The sequence below is a fragment of the Stenotrophomonas sp. C9D9 genome (assembly GCF_056491205.1).
Genome location: NZ_JBSZIF010000002.1, coordinates 88,430 through 103,550, shown reverse-complemented (window position 1 = coordinate 103,550; position 15,121 = coordinate 88,430). Strand labels below are relative to the sequence as shown.

At 67.1% G+C, this 15,121-nt stretch carries 17 protein-coding genes; 7 read left to right on the top strand and 10 right to left on the bottom strand.

Features of this window, described 5'->3' with window-relative positions; all coding sequences use genetic code 11:
* Window positions 1–65: 65 nt before the first annotated feature.
* On the top strand, window positions 66–416 hold the full coding sequence (locus ACXI0D_RS00480) for a DUF3301 domain-containing protein (protein WP_049423257.1): 351 nt from the start codon (window positions 66–68) through the stop codon (window positions 414–416).
* 85 nt (window positions 417–501) lie between these two features.
* Here ACXI0D_RS00480 and ACXI0D_RS00475 read toward each other — a convergent pair whose 3' ends face one another.
* The 7 genes from ACXI0D_RS00475 to ACXI0D_RS00445 all read right to left on the bottom strand — a co-directional run bounded on the left by ACXI0D_RS00475 (window position 502) and on the right by ACXI0D_RS00445 (window position 6,581).
* Complete coding sequence (locus ACXI0D_RS00475) at window positions 502–954, bottom strand: ClpXP protease specificity-enhancing factor (protein WP_005412806.1); 453 nt, start codon at window positions 952–954, stop codon at window positions 502–504.
* 84 nt (window positions 955–1,038) lie between these two features.
* Window positions 1,039–1,674: a glutathione S-transferase N-terminal domain-containing protein gene (locus tag ACXI0D_RS00470; RefSeq protein ID WP_005408842.1), complete on the bottom strand. Its 636-nt coding sequence runs from the start codon at window positions 1,672–1,674 to the stop codon at window positions 1,039–1,041.
* Window positions 1,675–1,808: 134 nt separating this feature from the next.
* The gene (locus ACXI0D_RS00465; RefSeq protein ID WP_014036596.1) at window positions 1,809–2,558 is read right to left on the bottom strand and encodes a cytochrome c1; all 750 of its coding nucleotides are present in this window, start codon (window positions 2,556–2,558) and stop codon (window positions 1,809–1,811) included.
* Complete coding sequence (locus ACXI0D_RS00460; protein WP_005415946.1) at window positions 2,551–3,810, bottom strand: cytochrome b; 1,260 nt, start codon at window positions 3,808–3,810, stop codon at window positions 2,551–2,553. Before ACXI0D_RS00460 ends, ACXI0D_RS00465 begins: the two co-directional genes overlap by 8 nt.
* Window positions 3,810–4,430 (bottom strand): ubiquinol-cytochrome c reductase iron-sulfur subunit, encoded by a 621-nt coding sequence (petA, locus tag ACXI0D_RS00455; RefSeq protein WP_004151998.1) that lies wholly within the window; start codon window positions 4,428–4,430, stop codon window positions 3,810–3,812. Before petA ends, ACXI0D_RS00460 begins: the two co-directional genes overlap by 1 nt.
* A 212-nt stretch (window positions 4,431–4,642) precedes the next feature.
* A complete protein-coding gene (locus ACXI0D_RS00450) occupies window positions 4,643–5,566 on the bottom strand; it encodes a lytic transglycosylase domain-containing protein (RefSeq protein ID WP_101765225.1) in 924 nt (307 codons plus the stop codon).
* Window positions 5,567–5,612: 46 nt separating this feature from the next.
* Window positions 5,613–6,581, bottom strand: coding sequence for a helix-turn-helix transcriptional regulator (locus ACXI0D_RS00445; protein ID WP_049446105.1), 969 nt, complete (start codon window positions 6,579–6,581; stop codon window positions 5,613–5,615).
* Between the two features lie 80 nt (window positions 6,582–6,661).
* Here ACXI0D_RS00445 and ACXI0D_RS00440 point away from each other — a divergent pair, with 80 nt between their 5' ends.
* Both ACXI0D_RS00440 and miaB read left to right on the top strand, forming a co-directional pair.
* Window positions 6,662–7,282 (top strand): glutathione S-transferase family protein, encoded by a 621-nt coding sequence (locus tag ACXI0D_RS00440; RefSeq protein ID WP_012510589.1) that lies wholly within the window; start codon window positions 6,662–6,664, stop codon window positions 7,280–7,282.
* A gap of 106 nt (window positions 7,283–7,388) precedes the next feature.
* Window positions 7,389–8,807 (top strand): tRNA (N6-isopentenyl adenosine(37)-C2)-methylthiotransferase MiaB, encoded by a 1,419-nt coding sequence (gene miaB / locus ACXI0D_RS00435; protein WP_049446107.1) that lies wholly within the window; start codon window positions 7,389–7,391, stop codon window positions 8,805–8,807.
* Window positions 8,808–8,849: 42 nt separating this feature from the next.
* On the opposite strand, the gene ACXI0D_RS00430 is transcribed toward miaB, so the two are convergent.
* The 3 genes from ACXI0D_RS00430 to ACXI0D_RS00420 all read right to left on the bottom strand — a co-directional run bounded on the left by ACXI0D_RS00430 (window position 8,850) and on the right by ACXI0D_RS00420 (window position 11,859).
* Complete coding sequence (locus tag ACXI0D_RS00430; protein ID WP_049446108.1) at window positions 8,850–9,962, bottom strand: ABC transporter permease; 1,113 nt, start codon at window positions 9,960–9,962, stop codon at window positions 8,850–8,852.
* A complete protein-coding gene (locus tag ACXI0D_RS00425; protein WP_479642129.1) occupies window positions 9,959–10,837 on the bottom strand; it encodes an ABC transporter ATP-binding protein in 879 nt (292 codons plus the stop codon). The genes ACXI0D_RS00430 and ACXI0D_RS00425 overlap by 4 nt, the downstream gene beginning before the upstream one ends.
* Before the next feature lie 65 nt (window positions 10,838–10,902).
* Entirely contained in the window at window positions 10,903–11,859 is a 957-nt protein-coding gene (locus tag ACXI0D_RS00420; protein ID WP_049446112.1) for an HlyD family secretion protein, read from the bottom strand.
* 483 nt (window positions 11,860–12,342) lie between these two features.
* On the opposite strand from ACXI0D_RS00420, the gene ACXI0D_RS00415 reads away from it, so the two are divergent.
* The 4 genes from ACXI0D_RS00415 to ACXI0D_RS00400 all read left to right on the top strand — a co-directional run bounded on the left by ACXI0D_RS00415 (window position 12,343) and on the right by ACXI0D_RS00400 (window position 15,108).
* Window positions 12,343–13,329, top strand: coding sequence for a PhoH family protein (locus ACXI0D_RS00415; RefSeq protein ID WP_049446114.1), 987 nt, complete (start codon window positions 12,343–12,345; stop codon window positions 13,327–13,329).
* Complete coding sequence (gene ybeY, locus ACXI0D_RS00410) at window positions 13,326–13,811, top strand: rRNA maturation RNase YbeY (RefSeq protein WP_101765223.1); 486 nt, start codon at window positions 13,326–13,328, stop codon at window positions 13,809–13,811. Before ACXI0D_RS00415 ends, ybeY begins: the two co-directional genes overlap by 4 nt.
* Window positions 13,812–13,888: 77 nt before the next feature.
* Window positions 13,889–14,464, top strand: coding sequence for a hypothetical protein (locus ACXI0D_RS00405; RefSeq protein WP_246864188.1), 576 nt, complete (start codon window positions 13,889–13,891; stop codon window positions 14,462–14,464).
* Between the two features lie 77 nt (window positions 14,465–14,541).
* Complete coding sequence (locus ACXI0D_RS00400) at window positions 14,542–15,108, top strand: hypothetical protein (protein WP_119007600.1); 567 nt, start codon at window positions 14,542–14,544, stop codon at window positions 15,106–15,108.
* Window positions 15,109–15,121: the final 13 nt, after the last annotated feature.

Below are 15,121 nucleotides of genomic sequence, written 5' to 3'. Positions count from 1 at the left end.
GCAGCGCTTGATCCAGCGCGCGTTCGCCGCCATCTTTGCTGGATCGACCTCTGACGGCTGACGCCATGCCCACCCTGCTGCTGTTGCTGATTGCCGGCGGAATCATCTACTTCTTCTGGAACGCCGCGCGCTCGGCCGCCGAGCGCGCGGTCGAGCTGGGCCGCAATGCCTGCCGCGCCGCCGATGTGCAGTGGCTGGACCAGGCGGTGCACGCCACCGGCCTGCGACTGTCGCGTGGCGAGGATGGACGGCTCGGTTTCGAGCGCACCTTCAAGTTCGAATATTCCTACGATGGCATCGATCGCCACGTGGGCCGCATGGTGCTGCGTGGCGACCAGCTGATCTCGTTCACCGGCCCCGGTGCCGCGCGGATCAGCCAGATCCGGCCGGATGCGGAGGATGCCGAGGATGTCTAAGGACTTTGAGTGCCGAGCAACGGTCGGCACCCACCGGTAAATCCTGCAAAGAAAAACGCCGCCCATCGGGGCGGCGTCGGAATGGTTACTTGACCACGCGCAGGTTCGGGCGGCCCTTCGGCGGCGGACTGGCCGGCGGCGTATCGTCCGGCGGCGTGCCTTCCTCGTGCAGCAGCTCATCGCTGGTCGGTGCGGTTTCGTTGCCCGGAATGTCATCCGGCAGCGCCATGCCCTGCCCGGTCTCGCGGGCATAGACCGCCAGCACGGCACTGATCGGCACCTGCACCGGGTAGCTGGTGCCGGAGAAGCGGGCCGAGAAGCTCACCATTTCGTTGTCGATCATCAACCGCACGACGGCACGTTCGGCGATGTTGAGCACGACCCGGCCATCCTTGACCGCCGAAGGCGGGACCTGCACGCCGGGGACGCCGGCGTCGACCAGGATGTGCGGGGTCAGCTGGTTGTCGTTGATCCATTCCACCAGCGCCCGCAGCAGGTACGGGCGGTGGCTGGTCATGTGGAAGAAGTCTTCGGTCATGCGTGAAGTGTACGCGCCCGGCGCCCCGCCGGGGCGGATCGCCTGCACGCCGGTCGGCGTGCAGACGGGTTACGCAAGGTCGGATCAGACCGGCAGATCGCGCAGCTTCTTTTCCTGGTCGGTCAGGCTGCGGACGAAACCCGGGTGGCGGAAGATGCGGTTGCCATAGTCCTCGATCGCCTTGCCGTCCTTCGGCAGCGGCACGTCCAGCGACTGCAGGCGCCAGATGATCGGTGCCATCGCGCAGTCGGCCAGGCTCATTTCCGGATTGAGGAAGAACTTGCTGGCCTTGAACAGCGGCAGCGAGGCGGTCAGCAGTTCCTTCAGGCGCTTGCGGCCGGCCTCGGCCTGGGTCTTGTTGCCCAGCTGGATGGCCTGCACCTGCGGTACCCAGTCGTGCTCGATGCGCAGCATGGCCAGGCGGATGCGCGCACGCGAGAGCGGATCGACCGGCATCAGCGGCGGATGCGGATAGCGTTCGTCCAGGTATTCGCTGACCACCGACGCGGCGTACAGCACCAGCTCGCGCTCGACCAGGGTCGGAACCGAGTGGTACGGATTGAGGTCGATCAGGTCTTCAGGCGGGTTCTGCGGATCGACCGGAACGAAGTCGAAGGTGACCCCCTTGGCCGCCAGCACCAGGCGTACCCGGTGGCACAGTACGTCGTCGTTCGAGGAAAACAGCGTCAGTGTATTGCGCATGCGTACGCTCGCCGCCATCAAAGGCTCTCCCACGACAGGAGACCGCCTGCCGCATCGGCGCCGCCGGCACCGTGCCAGCGGTCGACTCCTCCCCGAGTGTGCAACCGACCATCACAAAAGCCAATAGGCCCGTGCGATGGCCGGCGGCAGAATCAGTGAACGTCCTTCCAGTATTCCTTCTTCAACAGGTACAGCAGGAAGGTCAACAGGGCCAGGAACAGGATCACCCAGACGCCCAGCTGCTGGCGCTTGAGTGCGGACGGTTCGCCGGCGTATTCGAGGAAGTTGGTGATGTCCCGCACGGCCTGGTCGTACTGGCCGGCATCCACCGAACCGGGCGTTTCGATGCGCAGGCCGGTCACCGGCGGGTCCATGCCGGGGGCCTCGGGCTTGCCATGCACGGCATGCTGCAGGCCCTGCATCTCCCACAACGGGTTGGGCATGGAGGCATTGGCGAACAACGCGTTGTTCCAGCCCAGGGGCCGGCTGCTGTCCAGGTAGAACGACTTGAGATAGGTGTAGACCCAGTCGCTGCCTCGTACCCGCGCGATCAGGCTGAGGTCCGGCGGCATCTTGCCGAACCACTTCTCGGCGTTCTCCTTGGGCATCGCCACCGGGATCGGGTCGCCGATCGCCGAGCCGGTGAAGTTGAGGTTGTTCATCACCTCTTCTTCGGTCAGGCCCAGGTCCTGCGCCATCCGCGAATAGCGCAGGTACTTCAGCGCATGGCAGCCGGAGCAGTAGTTCATGTACAGCTGCGCCCCGCGCTGCAGCGAGGCGCGGTCACCGAGGTCGTTGCCGGCCTGCAGCAGCTTGGTGCCGCCCTCGGCGGCGGAGGCCAGGAAACTGCCCAGCATCAGGGTGGCCGCCAGGGCCAGCCGGACCATCCAGCGCTCAGTCATGCGTGGTCACCCTCTCCGGTACCGGCTTGGTCTTGTCCAACCTTGTCCATAGCGGCATGGTGATGAAGAACGCGAAATACAGGAAGGTCAGCACCCGCCCGATGTAGGTCTCGTGCACGTCGGTGCCCGGGCCGGAACCAATCACGCCCAGCCACACGAAGCACACCGCCAGCACGCCCAGCATCACCTTCGAGATCCAGCCGCGGTAGCGCACCGACTTCACACGCGCCTTGTCCAGCCATGGCACCAGGAACAGGATCGCGATGGCCGAGAACATCACCAGCACGCCGCCCAGCTTGTTCGGCACCACGCGCAACATCGCGTAGTAAGGCGTGTAATACCAGACCGGCTTGATGTGCTCCGGCGTCACCAGGCGGTTGGCCTCGGTGAAGTTGTCATGCTCCAGGAACAGGCCGCCGAAACCGGGCGCGAAGAAGATGATGAAGGCGGCGATGATCAGCAGGAAGCCGGCGCCGACGCCATCCTTGAGCGTGTAGTACGGGTGGAACGGAATGCCATCGGCCGGGGCGTTCGGCGACCAGCGGTTGCCCTTCGGCCCCTTCTTGATCTCCACGCCATCCGGATTGTTCGACCCCACTTCGTGCAGCGCGCCCAGGTGCAGCACCACCAGCAACAGCAGCACCAGCGGCAGTGCGATGACGTGCAGCGCGAAGAAGCGATTGAGCGTGGCGTCACTGGGCAGGTAGTCGCCCATGATCCATTCGGTCAGGCCGTTGCCGATCACGGGTATCGCGCCGAACAGCGAGATGATCACCTTGGCGCCCCAGAACGACATCTGGCCCCACGGCAGCACGTAGCCCATGAAGGCTTCGGCCATCAGCACCAGGTAGATCAGCATGCCCAGGATCCACACCAGCTCGCGCGGTTTCTGGTAGCTGCCGTACAGCAGGCCGCGGAACATGTGCAGGTAGACCACGATGAAGAACAGCGAGGCCCCGGTGGAGTGCATGTAGCGGATCAGCCAGCCCCACTCCACATCACGCATGATGTATTCGATGGAGCCGAACGCCTCGGCGGCGTTGGTCTTGTAGTGCATCGTCAGGAAGATGCCGGTGACGATCTGGTTGACCAGCACCAGCAGCGCCAGCGAACCGAAGTAGTACCAGATGTTGAAGTTCTTCGGCGCGTAGTACTCGGTGACGTGCTTGCGGTAGACCGGCATCAGGCCCGGCGCGCGGGCGTTGACCCAGTCGGCCACGCCGCTGGCGGTACGAGCGAGGATATTGGCCATCAGGCTGCCCCCTGCGGATCGACACCGATGATGATGGTGTTGTCGTCCTGGTAGTGGTGCGCGGGCACCTTCAGGTTGATCGGCGCCGGCACGTCCTTGAAGACGCGGCCGGACATGTCGAAGCGCGACTTGTGGCAGGGGCAGAAGTAGCCGCCCTTCCACTGCGGGTCATAGGGTTCGGGCCGGATCTCGGCGACCATTTCCGGCGAGCAGCCCAGGTGCGTGCACAGGCCGACCAGCACCGAGATGTCCGGTTTGATCGAGCGCAGCTCGGGGTTCTGCTTCAGCACGTAGTCCGGCTGCTGGTCCTTCTCTCCGGACTCGGGGTCCTTGAGGCGGCCATCCAGCCCGTGCAGCGCATCGAGGATCGCCTTGGACCGCTTGACGATCCAGATCGGCTGGCCACGCCACTCCACGATCAGGCGTTGGCCTTCCTGCAGGGCGCTGATGTCGGCCACCACCGGTGCGCCGGCAAGCTTGGCACGGGCACTGGGGTTCCAGGATTTGATGAAAGGAACTGCGGTGAATCCGACGCCGACGGCGCCCACCACGGCTGTGGTGGCAGAAAGAAAACGCCGACGTCCGGTGTTGACTGGATCGTGTACCCCATCGTTGGCCATCCGGCACTCCGATATTGATTAGGTAGCTTTAAGGCTGCCAGCGGATCCGGTGGGGGCCAGAGCCGCATTGAATCATGGGCGAGTGTAGCGGAACCGTCGCGCGCCACACAACGCATTGCAACAACTTTAGATTGCGGGGTTGCCGGCCAGCGGCCGGCACTACCTTTCAAATGAGTGCCGACCAACGGTCGGCACCCACCCGTTAGCGGCACCTACTGGTGACTCAGGGCGGTGCGGTAACGCTCGGCCAGCTGCCCGACCCGGCGCACGTAGTACTGGGTCTCGCTGTAGGGCGGCACGCCACCGTGGCGGTCGACCGCGCCTTCGCCGGCGTTGTAGCCGGCGGCAGCCAGGGTCAGGTCGCCATTGAAGCGTTTCAGCAACCACGCAAGATACTGCACGCCACCGCGGATGTTCTGCCCGGCATCGTAGGAGTCGCTGACCCCGAAACGGGCCGCGGTCGGCGGCATCAGCTGCATCAGCCCCTGCGCGCCGGCTCGGCTGAGCGCGGTCGGGTTGTACGCCGACTCGGCGTGGATGATGGCGCGAACCACGGCTTCGTCGACGCCGAACTCGCGCGCGGCCGAGGAGATCTCGGTCTGGAACGCGGTGGTGTTCAAGCGCACCGAACCAAAGTCCACGCGCGGGTTGACGCCACAGGCGTAGCAGCGCTCCATGAAACTGTAGCGGATGGTGCGCACCGGGCCGAGGTTGGCCACCTGGGTCGGCCGCGCACTGGTGTAGTGGCGCACGCCATCCTTCATGAAGGAATAGACCTGGCCGCTGACCATGCGCCCGCTGCGCGAGGCGACCGGGGTCGCGGGTACGGCGGCTGGCGCAGCCGTCGGCGGGGGCACAGCCGCCGGTGCCGCAGCGCTGGCTGCCACCGCCACCGGGTTGCGCTCGATGCTGGCCACGGTGGTCGGCGCCGGCTTCGGCGCGGCCACCACCGGGCGCGGTGCCGGGCGGAGGTCGCGGCTGTAGCTGATGGCGCTGCAGCGGGCCCCGGCCACGCGCTTGCTGACGTAGCTGGTGACGCCGTCGGCGCCCTGGCACTTGAACAGGGTGCCCGCGCTGGCCGGCGCAGCGGTCAGCGCAGCGATGATGATCGCCGTTGTCCCCAGTATCCCCTTCATGCCGGCGAGTGTCCCAGCTTCGCCGGGGCTTGCCAAGCGACGCGGCTCAGCCTGTGACCGGCGGCACAGCCAGCACCTGCCCCAATCCGGCCAGGCGCTGTGCCAGTTCATCGCGCAGGCCCGGCGGCGTGGTCCACAACGCCACCGGCACCCGGTCCAGGCTGAGGATCTGCGCCAGCATCATGCCGCGGCTCTCGGCGCCCATGCGCAGCAGGCAATGGTCGGGCCCATCGGCCTCCAGCACACCACACCAGGGCGGGATGCGGCCTTCCAGTTCGGCACGGCTGCCGGCCAGGCGGACGATGGCCTGCAGCGCGAACGGGGCCTGGCTGACCGCCTGCCGCACCATCACGTCCGGCGGTGCGGGCGTACGGCGGTGCATGCCCGGCTCGGCGCATTCGCGCACCGCGCCCATCCGGTCCACGCGCAGGGTGCGCCAGTCCTGCCGGCCGAGGTCCCAGGCCAGCAGGTACCAGCGCCGCCCGTAATTGACCAGGTGCTGCGCCTCGACCTCGCGCTGGGTCACCGCTTCCTGGGCACTGCGATATTCGAAGGCCAGCCGTGACGCCTGCCGGCAGTGCTGGGCCAGCCGTCCGAGCAGGCGTGCGTCGGTGGACGGGAGGTCGGACAGGGTGGCCGTTGCCGCATGCACCTCGCCGGCCTGCTGGCGGCGACGGGTCGGCACCAGCGGGTCGAGCTTGGACAACAGGCCGCGTGCGGTGTCGTCGATGCCGGCGACGGTCGCCGAGGCCGCGCGCAGGGCGATGGCCAGGGTGGTCGCCTCCTCCTCATCCAGCAGCATCGGCAGCACCGGCGCCCCTGCCCCCAACTGGTAGCCGCCGCCAACCCCGGACGAGGCCTGGACCGGATAGCCCAGTTCGCGCAGGCGCTCGATGTCACGGCGGATGCTGCGCCGGTCCACGCCCATGCGCTCGGCGAGCTCGGCCCCCGACCACTGGCGGCGGGCCTGCAGCAGGGCGATCAGGCGCAGCAGTCGATGGGCGGTATGGCGCATGAAGGATCGAGGACAGAAGTCGTCCGCAATAGTGCCTCAGGATGGCCTCCAGTTCACCACCTACCGCAAGGAGCAATGCCATGACCTCACGCCAGATCACCCTGTACCACGCCGCCCGTTCGCGCTCGAGCGGCGCCGTGGCCCTGCTCGAAGCGCTGGGTGCGGACTACCGCATGCAGGTGCTGGACCTGAAGGCCGGCGCCAACCTGGCCCCGGCCTATCTGGCCATCAACCCGATGGGCAAGGTGCCGGCCATCGTCCACAACGGTGCGCTGGTGACCGAACAGGTGGCGATCTACCTGTACCTGGCCGACCTGTATCCAGAGGCCGGTCTGGCACCGCCGATCGGCGATGCCCTGCGCGGCCCCTACCTGCGCTGGATGGCCTTCTACGGCGCCTGTTTCGAGCCGGCGATGATCGACAAGGCGATGCACCGCGAGCCGCCGCCGCGCCTGATGTCGCCGTACAACGACGCCGAGACCGTGCTGCAGGTGATCGAGGCCCAGCTGGCGCAGGGCCCCTACCTGCTCGGCGAAACGATGAGCGCCGCCGACGTGCTGTGGGGCAATGCGCTGGCCTGGACAACGGCCTTCGGCCTGGTGCAGCCTGCGCCGGCCACGGCTGATTACATTGCACGGATGAGCGCGATGACCGCCTTCGACCGTTCGCGGCAGATCGATGCGGAGCTGGCGGCGGCGTAATCGCGTCGCGCCACCGCCGGGGCCGACCAACCACCGGCGGACGGCGGAAGGGCCGGGATGCGGGTAGAATTGCCCGCTTTCCCGCCACCCGAATGGATTAAGCGCCATGACCGGGACGCCAGACGTCTTTCCGCCCGCCACGCCGGGCGGTACCCCGCTCGTTGCCCTGCCCGCCGGTCCGCGCAAGCCCGACCAGGTGAAAGGCAAGCTGTACATCAAGACCCACGGTTGCCAGATGAACGAGTACGACTCGGCCAAGATGGCCGACGTGCTTGCCGCCAGCGATGGCCTGGAACTGACCGACAGCCCGGACGACGCCGACGTCATCCTGGTCAATACCTGCTCCATCCGCGAGAAGGCGCAGGAGAAGGTGTTCAGCCAGCTGGGCGTGTGGAAGGGCCTGAAGAACAAGGGCCGCGAGGTCATCATCGGCGTCGGCGGCTGCGTTGCCTCGCAGGAAGGTGAAGCGATCATCAAGCGCGCGCCGTTCGTGGACCTGGTATTCGGCCCGCAGACCCTGCACCGCCTGCCGGAGCTGATCCGTGCACGCCGCGAGCAGAAGCGCCCGCAGGTGGACATCAGCTTCCCCGAGATCGAGAAGTTCGACCGCCTGCCCGAGCCGCGTGCCGAAGGCGCTTCGGCGTTCGTGTCGATCATGGAAGGCTGTTCCAAGTACTGCTCGTTCTGCGTGGTGCCCTACACCCGCGGCACCGAAGTCAGCCGCCCGTTCGAGGACGTGGTGGTGGAAGTGGCGCAGCTGGCCGCGCAGGGCGTGCGCGAGATCAACCTGCTCGGCCAGAACGTCAACGCCTATCGCGGGCCATATGGTGACGGCGAGTTTGCCGACCTCGGCCTGCTGATCCGCACCATCGCCGAGATCGATGGCGTCGGCCGCATCCGCTTCACCACCTCGCATCCGCTGGAGTTCAGCGATTCGCTGATCGACGCGTTCCGCGACGTGCCGCAGCTGGCCAACTTCCTGCACCTGCCGGTACAGGCTGGCAGCGACCGCGTGCTGTCGGCGATGAAGCGCGGCTACACCGCGCTGGAATTCAAGTCGAAGATCCGCAAGCTGCGCGCGGTGCGACCGGACATTTCGATCAGCTCGGACTTCATCGTCGGCTTCCCCGGCGAGACCGATGCCGATTTCGAGAAGACCATGAAGCTGATCGAGGACATCGGCTTCGACCACAGCTTCTCCTTCATCTATTCGCGTCGCCCGGGTACGCCGGCTGCGGACCTGGAGGACACGATCAGCGATGCGGAGAAGCACGCGCGCCTGTCGCGCCTGCAGGAGCGCATCAATGCATTCGCCGCCGGCATTTCCGAGAAGATGGTCGGCACCGTGCAGACCGTGCTGGTGGAAGGCCCCTCGCGGAAGAACCCGAACGAGCTGACCGGCAAGACCGAGAACATGCGTTCGGTGAACTTCCCGGCGCCGGCGCGGTTGATCGGCCAGTTCGTGGATGTGGTGATCACCGAAGCGCTGACCAATTCGCTGCGCGCACGGGTGGTGGCGGAATAAATCTTCGGGTCGGAGCCCCTGCGGGGATCCGACCCTCTGCCTTCAATCCAGCCGCTTGCGGAAGCGCAGGATCGCCAGGGTCATCATCACCACGATGAAGGCCAGCAGCGCCAGCGCGTCGTGCCACAGCTCCCACAGTGAGGCGCCGCGCAGCATGATGCCGCGCACCAGGCGCAGGAAGTGGGTCAGCGGCAGCACCTCGGCCAGCCACTGCACCGGCCGCGGCATGCCGGCGAACGGGAACATGAAGCCCGACAGCAGGATCGACGGCAGGAACAGGAACAGCGTCATCTGCATCGCCTGGAACTGCGAGCGCGCGCGCGTGGAGATCAGCAGGCCCAGCGCCAGGTTGGCCAGCACCAGCAGCACCGCGGCCAGGTAGATGTCCAGCAGGCTGCCGCGAATGGGTACCTGGAACAGCCAGGTGCCCAGCACCAGTACCAGCGTGGTCTGCAGCAGACCGATGGCCGCATAGGGCAGCACCTTGCCGACCATCAGTTCGCTGCGCGAGACCGGCGTGGCGATCAGCAGCTCCATGTTGCCGCGCTCGCGTTCGCGCACCACCGCTACCGCCGTGAACATCACCAGGGTCATGGTCAGGATCACCCCGATCAGGCCCGGCACGATGTTCACCGCCGAGCGCCGTTGCGGGTTGTAGAAGCTGATCACGCTGACCGGACCACTGGCGATGCTGCCTTCGCGCAGCGGACGCGTGTTGCTGGTCGGACGCGTATCCAGCGGCACCTGTGCCAGCTGGATCGCCGCGCTCTGCACCACGGTGTCGCTGCCATCGACCAGCACCTGCACCGCTTCGCGACCGTCGAAGCGGCGACGCTCGAAGTCGGCCGGCACCACGATGCCGACACTGATCTCGCCACGACGCAGCGCCTGCATCAGCTGGTCCGGCGTGTAGGCTTCGCTGCGCGGCGTGATCACGCCGGTGGCCACCATGTCCTGCACCAGCGCACGTGACGCCGCACTGTTGGCCTGGTCGGCGACACCGGCGTCGAGATGGCGCAGGTTGAGATTGATCGCGTAGCCGAACAGCAGCAGTTGCATCACCGGAATGCCGACGATCATCGCCAGCGTGATGCGGTCGCGGCGCAGCTGCCGCAGCTCCTTGAGCATGATCGCCCACAGCCGGCGCAGGTTCATGCCACCGGCTCCCGGCCACGGCCACGGGTGGCGGCCACGAATACGTCTTCCAGGTTCGGTGCGACGGCGTCGATCCTGGCCTGCGGATCGGCACTGGCCAGCGCTTGCCGCAATGCGGGCGTGTCGGCAGCCCCCTCGCTGCACAGCACGCGCAGCTGGGTGCCGATCTGCGCCACGCTCAGCACCCCGGGCAGTTCGGCCAGCGCGCGGCTGGCCTGGCGCGGCTGCGAGGATGTCACCTGCAGCGTGCGCCCCTGCAACCGCGCGCACAGCTCGGCCGGCGTGCCATCGGCCACCAGCGCGCCACGATCGAGGATCGCCAACCGGTGGCAGCGCTCGGCTTCGTCCATGTAGTGGGTCGATACCAGCACCGTGGTTCCGGCGTCGGCCAGCTCGAACAGGGCCTCCCAGAAATCGCGGCGCGATTCGGGATCGACCGCGCTGGTCGGCTCGTCCAGGAACAGCAGTTCGGGCGAATGCACCACGGCACCAGCCAGGGCCAGGCGCTGCTTCTGCCCACCACTGAGCGTACCGGCCAGCTGCGGCTGCCGGTCCTGCAGCCGGTACTGCTGCAGCAATGCGTCCACCCGTTGCCCGGCCTGCGCACACGGCAGGTCCTGGATGGCGGCGAGAAACTCCAGGTTTTCGCGCACCGACAGGTCTTCATACAAGGAGAAACGCTGGGTCATGTAGCCGATGCGCCGGCGCAATGCCTCTGCCTGCTCGGGCACGGCCAGGCCCAGCACCTCGATCTGCCCCGCGCTGGGCTCCAGCAGGCCGCACAGCATGCGGATGGTGGTCGACTTGCCGGACCCGTTCGGGCCGAGGAAGCCGTACACCTGCCCGCGCGGCACGGTCAGGTCGACGTTGTCCACGGCCAGAAGATCGCCGAAGCGACGCGTCAGCCCGCGTGCGTGGACCGCGATGTCCTCGCCGGTATTCAGAAGCGCACCTGCACCGGCAGCCCGGCCGGAAGCCTCTGCATGTCGGCGGCCGCGTCCACTTCGATCTCGGCCAGATAGCTCAGCCGTTCGACGTCATCCCCGGTCAGTGCGTAGTACGGGGTGAACGAGGGCTCGCTGCGGATCGAGCGCACGCGCCCCTTCAGCACGGTGCTGCCGCCTTCCAGCTGTATCTGCGCGGCCTGCCCGACCTTGACCTGCAGGCGCAGCGGCTGCGGCAGGTAGACACGCGCGTAGGGGCGTTCGCCGACCAGCATCACTGCCAGCGGCGCCCCGATCGGTGCCTGGTCACCCTGCCGGTAGGGCAAGGCATCGACCACGCCATCGCGCGGTGCGCGCAGCTGCAGCTTCTGCAGGTTGACGCCCTGCACTACCTGCTGCGCCTGTGCAGCGTCGGCGGCTGCCTGGCCCTGGGCGATGTCCTGCACGCGGCTGCCGTGCACCAGTTCCAGCCAGGCCTGCTCGGCGGCACGCACGCTGGCCTCGGCATTGCCGGCAGCCGCCCGTGCACGGTCCAGCTCGGCGGCGGCGATCAGGCGCTGGCGTGCCAGCGGCTGCACCCTGCGGTAGTAGGCACTGGCTTCGGCAGACTGCGCGCGCAACGCGGCCAGCTGCGCCTGGGCCTGCGCAATCTGTTCCTGGCGCGGGCCGATCTTCAGTTCTTCCAGCTGGGCCTGCGCGCGTACCGTGTCGGCCTGCGCTGCGGCGAACTGAGCGTCGCCGCGGGCAGGGTCGAGCTGCATCAGCACCGCCCCGGCCTTGACCTGCTGGCCCTCGCGCACGTCCACGGTGGCGATCACTTCGGCCGCCGGTGCCGGCACCGTGATCCGATCCCACTCCAGCGTGCCGAGTGCTGCAGGCGGTGCCTGCCCACACCCTGCCAGCAAGCCGATGCCCGCCAGTCCGATTCCACGCATCCCGTTGCCGATGCCCATGCCATCCCCTCCTGCCACGGCGCCACGGTGCCATGCGCCCCGTGCACCCTCAATGATTCCGATCAGCCCTGACGGTTTTTTCACCATCCGTTGGCAAGCCTTTTGCTGCAAGGCTCCGCACCACCTATCCACAGGTTGGTTCGGCATCATTCCACAACCGCTGTGGAAATCCGGCAGGACGTGGCGCTGTTGCCCGCACGGCAATGACACCTGCACTGCCATCACGATGAACGTCCCCCTGCAGGCCCCCCTGTGACAGTGCAGCTGCGGCGACAGGCAACCATGACGCTTTTTTCACCAGGACCTCATGAGCCTTGTGGCACAAGCATTGCCAAGGTCTATCCACAGGTTTCCGCGTACCCCGTCCACATCGGGTGTGGAAAACGCTGTATCGACCGTCTGCTGGCCGTGTGCCCCACGCGCGCGCTACCCTTATCCTCCCTGAATACACTGCGGTGGAAGGCTTCCGCCCCACCCCAAGCAATGAAAAGCATCGAGCATCGAGACTTCACCCTGTCGCCGGAAGACAACGAGCGGCTGGCCAACCTGTGCGGCCCCTTCGACGGCCACCTGCGCCAGATCGAGCTGAAGCTCGGTGTGGAGATCGCCAACCGTGGCTTCGTGTTCCGCATCAGCGGACCCAACGAAGCCATCATCGAGGCGCAGAAACTGGTTGAAGCGCTGTACGCCGAAGCCGGCGAGACCGTCTTCGACAACCATGCCATCCACCTGCGCCTGGCGCAGGCCAATGTCGAGCAGATCGCCGAGCGCTCCTACGAAGCGCAGGACGTGGCGATCAAGGTCAAGCGCGGCACGGTACGTGGCCGCGGCGCCAACCAGGGCCGCTACCTGCACCAGATCGCCACCCATGACATCAACTTCGGCATCGGCCCGGCCGGTACCGGCAAGACCTTCCTGGCCGTGGCCAGCGCGGTCGAAGCCCTGAACGAATCACGGGTGCAACGCCTGATCCTGGTGCGCCCGGCAGTGGAGGCCGGCGAGAAGCTGGGCTTCCTGCCCGGTGACCTGAGCCAGAAGGTCGACCCCTACCTGCGACCGCTGTACGACGCCCTTTACGAGATGATGGGCGTGGAGAAGGTGGTCAAGCTGCTGGAAAAGAACGTCATCGAAATCGCACCGCTGGCCTACATGCGTGGCCGCACGCTCAACGATGCCTTCGTGATCCTGGACGAAGCACAGAACACCACCATCGAGCAGATGAAGATGTTCCTGACCCGCCTCGGCTACGGCTCCACCGCCGTGGTCACCGGTGACCTGACCCAGACCGACCTGCCCAAGCACGTGAAGTCCGGCCTGCGCGATGCCATCGACGTGCTGCGCGAGGTCGAGGGCGTCAGCTTCACCTTCTTCGAATCCCGCGACGTGGTCCGTCATCCGCTGGTGGCGCGCATCGTCAGCGCCTACGACCGCCGCGACCTGCATCAGATCCAACCTGGAGCAACTCCATGACCCGTGGTCCCGTGCGACTGGACGTCGCCGTCAGTTATGCCTTGCCGCGCACCGGCCTGCCGGCGGCGGTGAGTTTCCGCAAGTGGGTGGCCGCTGCGCTGAAAGGCCGCATCCGCGAGGCCGACCTGGCCATCCGCGTGGTCGATGCCAAGGAAGGGCAGTCGCTGAATCGCCATTACCGCGGCAAGGACTACGCCACCAACGTGCTCAGCTTCCCGGCCGAAGTGCCCGAAGGCCTGCCCAAGGGCGTGAAGTTTCCGCTGCTGGGCGACCTGGTGATCTGCGCACCGGTGGTCGCCCGCGAGGCCAATGAACAGGGCAAGGCGCTCAACGCCCACTACGCGCACCTGACCGTGCACGGCGTGCTGCACCTGCTCGGCTGGGACCACGAGGACGACAAGGAAGCCGACGCGATGGAACAGCTGGAGCGCGAGATCCTGGCCGAGCTCGGCATCGCCGACCCCTACGCCGGCGAGCGCTGAAGCCCACGCACACCGGGTTCTTCACGGAGGACGACCCCATCGCGCTGCTGCCCGCACTCATCGCCGCTCTCCTGCAGGTGACCACTGCCCCGGGCATCGACCCCGACCGGGAACGACCGTCGCCGTTCCCGGCCAGCGACAGCGCCGCCGACATTGCCGCCAAGGTCGCGGAGATGCAGGCCTTCTTTGATGTCAGCCAACAGACGGCGCGCCAAGCGGTCGCCGGGGCGCAGCAGTACGCATTGATGGAACGTTTGAAAGCGCGCCACGCGGCACGCCTCGCCGGAATCTGGGTGGACAACGCGGCAGGTTGGAATGTCGTCGTTCGACTGACTGGCCCAGCACCCGCGGCCGATGAGACACATCCAGGGGCGGATGGCCCGCAACGCGTGCGCTACATCACCGGCGCTGCGCTGACGGAGGCCGAAATGCAGCACCGCCTTCATGCACAGCAAGGCTGGTTCGTGCCACAGCTGCCCGAGCTGATCGGCTATGGCCTGGACGTCATGACCGGTGAACTGGAGCTGGAACTCCGGGATACCGCAGGCGCACGCGCAACAGTGGCGGCCGTGCGCGACCACCTGCAGGCGCAACTGGGCTACCCGGTCAGGCTGCGCTGGCACCCAGCGGCATCGCACCTGCAATCCCGCTGACTGCATGGAGGCGCTCGCGATGGCTGACCGGGACCGGTACGATCACCGGCCTGCCTTCCGTTGCGGATCCCGTGCCCGTGCTGCGTATTGCCCTGCCCCTGCTGTTCGCCGCGTCCGCCCCGGCCGCTGCCCTGGACCTGCCGGCCCTGATTGAATGCCGTCAGGGCGTAGCCGATCACGCTGCGCTGGCGCCGCTGCTGGCTGATCCGTTGAAGGCCGTCGCCCAGGGCCTGCAGCCCCTGCCGCAGGGCAACCAGTTCATGAGCGAGTACCGGCTGGCCCAGCCGATCAGTGTGTTCGGCACCCGCACCGAACGGGTCGCCGTGGCCGGGTCCAGCGTCATGGCGATCCTCGACCAGGCCGATCCACGGCCGCTGGCCAAGCAGTTGGGGCTGGAGACCGGCTACGACCAGGATGGCAAGTTCATGGCCGGCCGCGAGCTGGTCAGTCGCGACGTGACCGACCCGAAGAGCGGCGAGGCCCAGATCGAGTCGATCATCCTCAGCGTCTCCACCGTGGCCTCCCATCCCGGCAAGACCCTGGCCGGCTGCACCTACAGCCTGGACCTGCCCGAGGAAGAAGCGCCCGCCCGGCCTGAACTGGCCCCGCCGCCGATCACCGGACCGGGCAGCGACGGTCACTGACAGGCCGCCACAT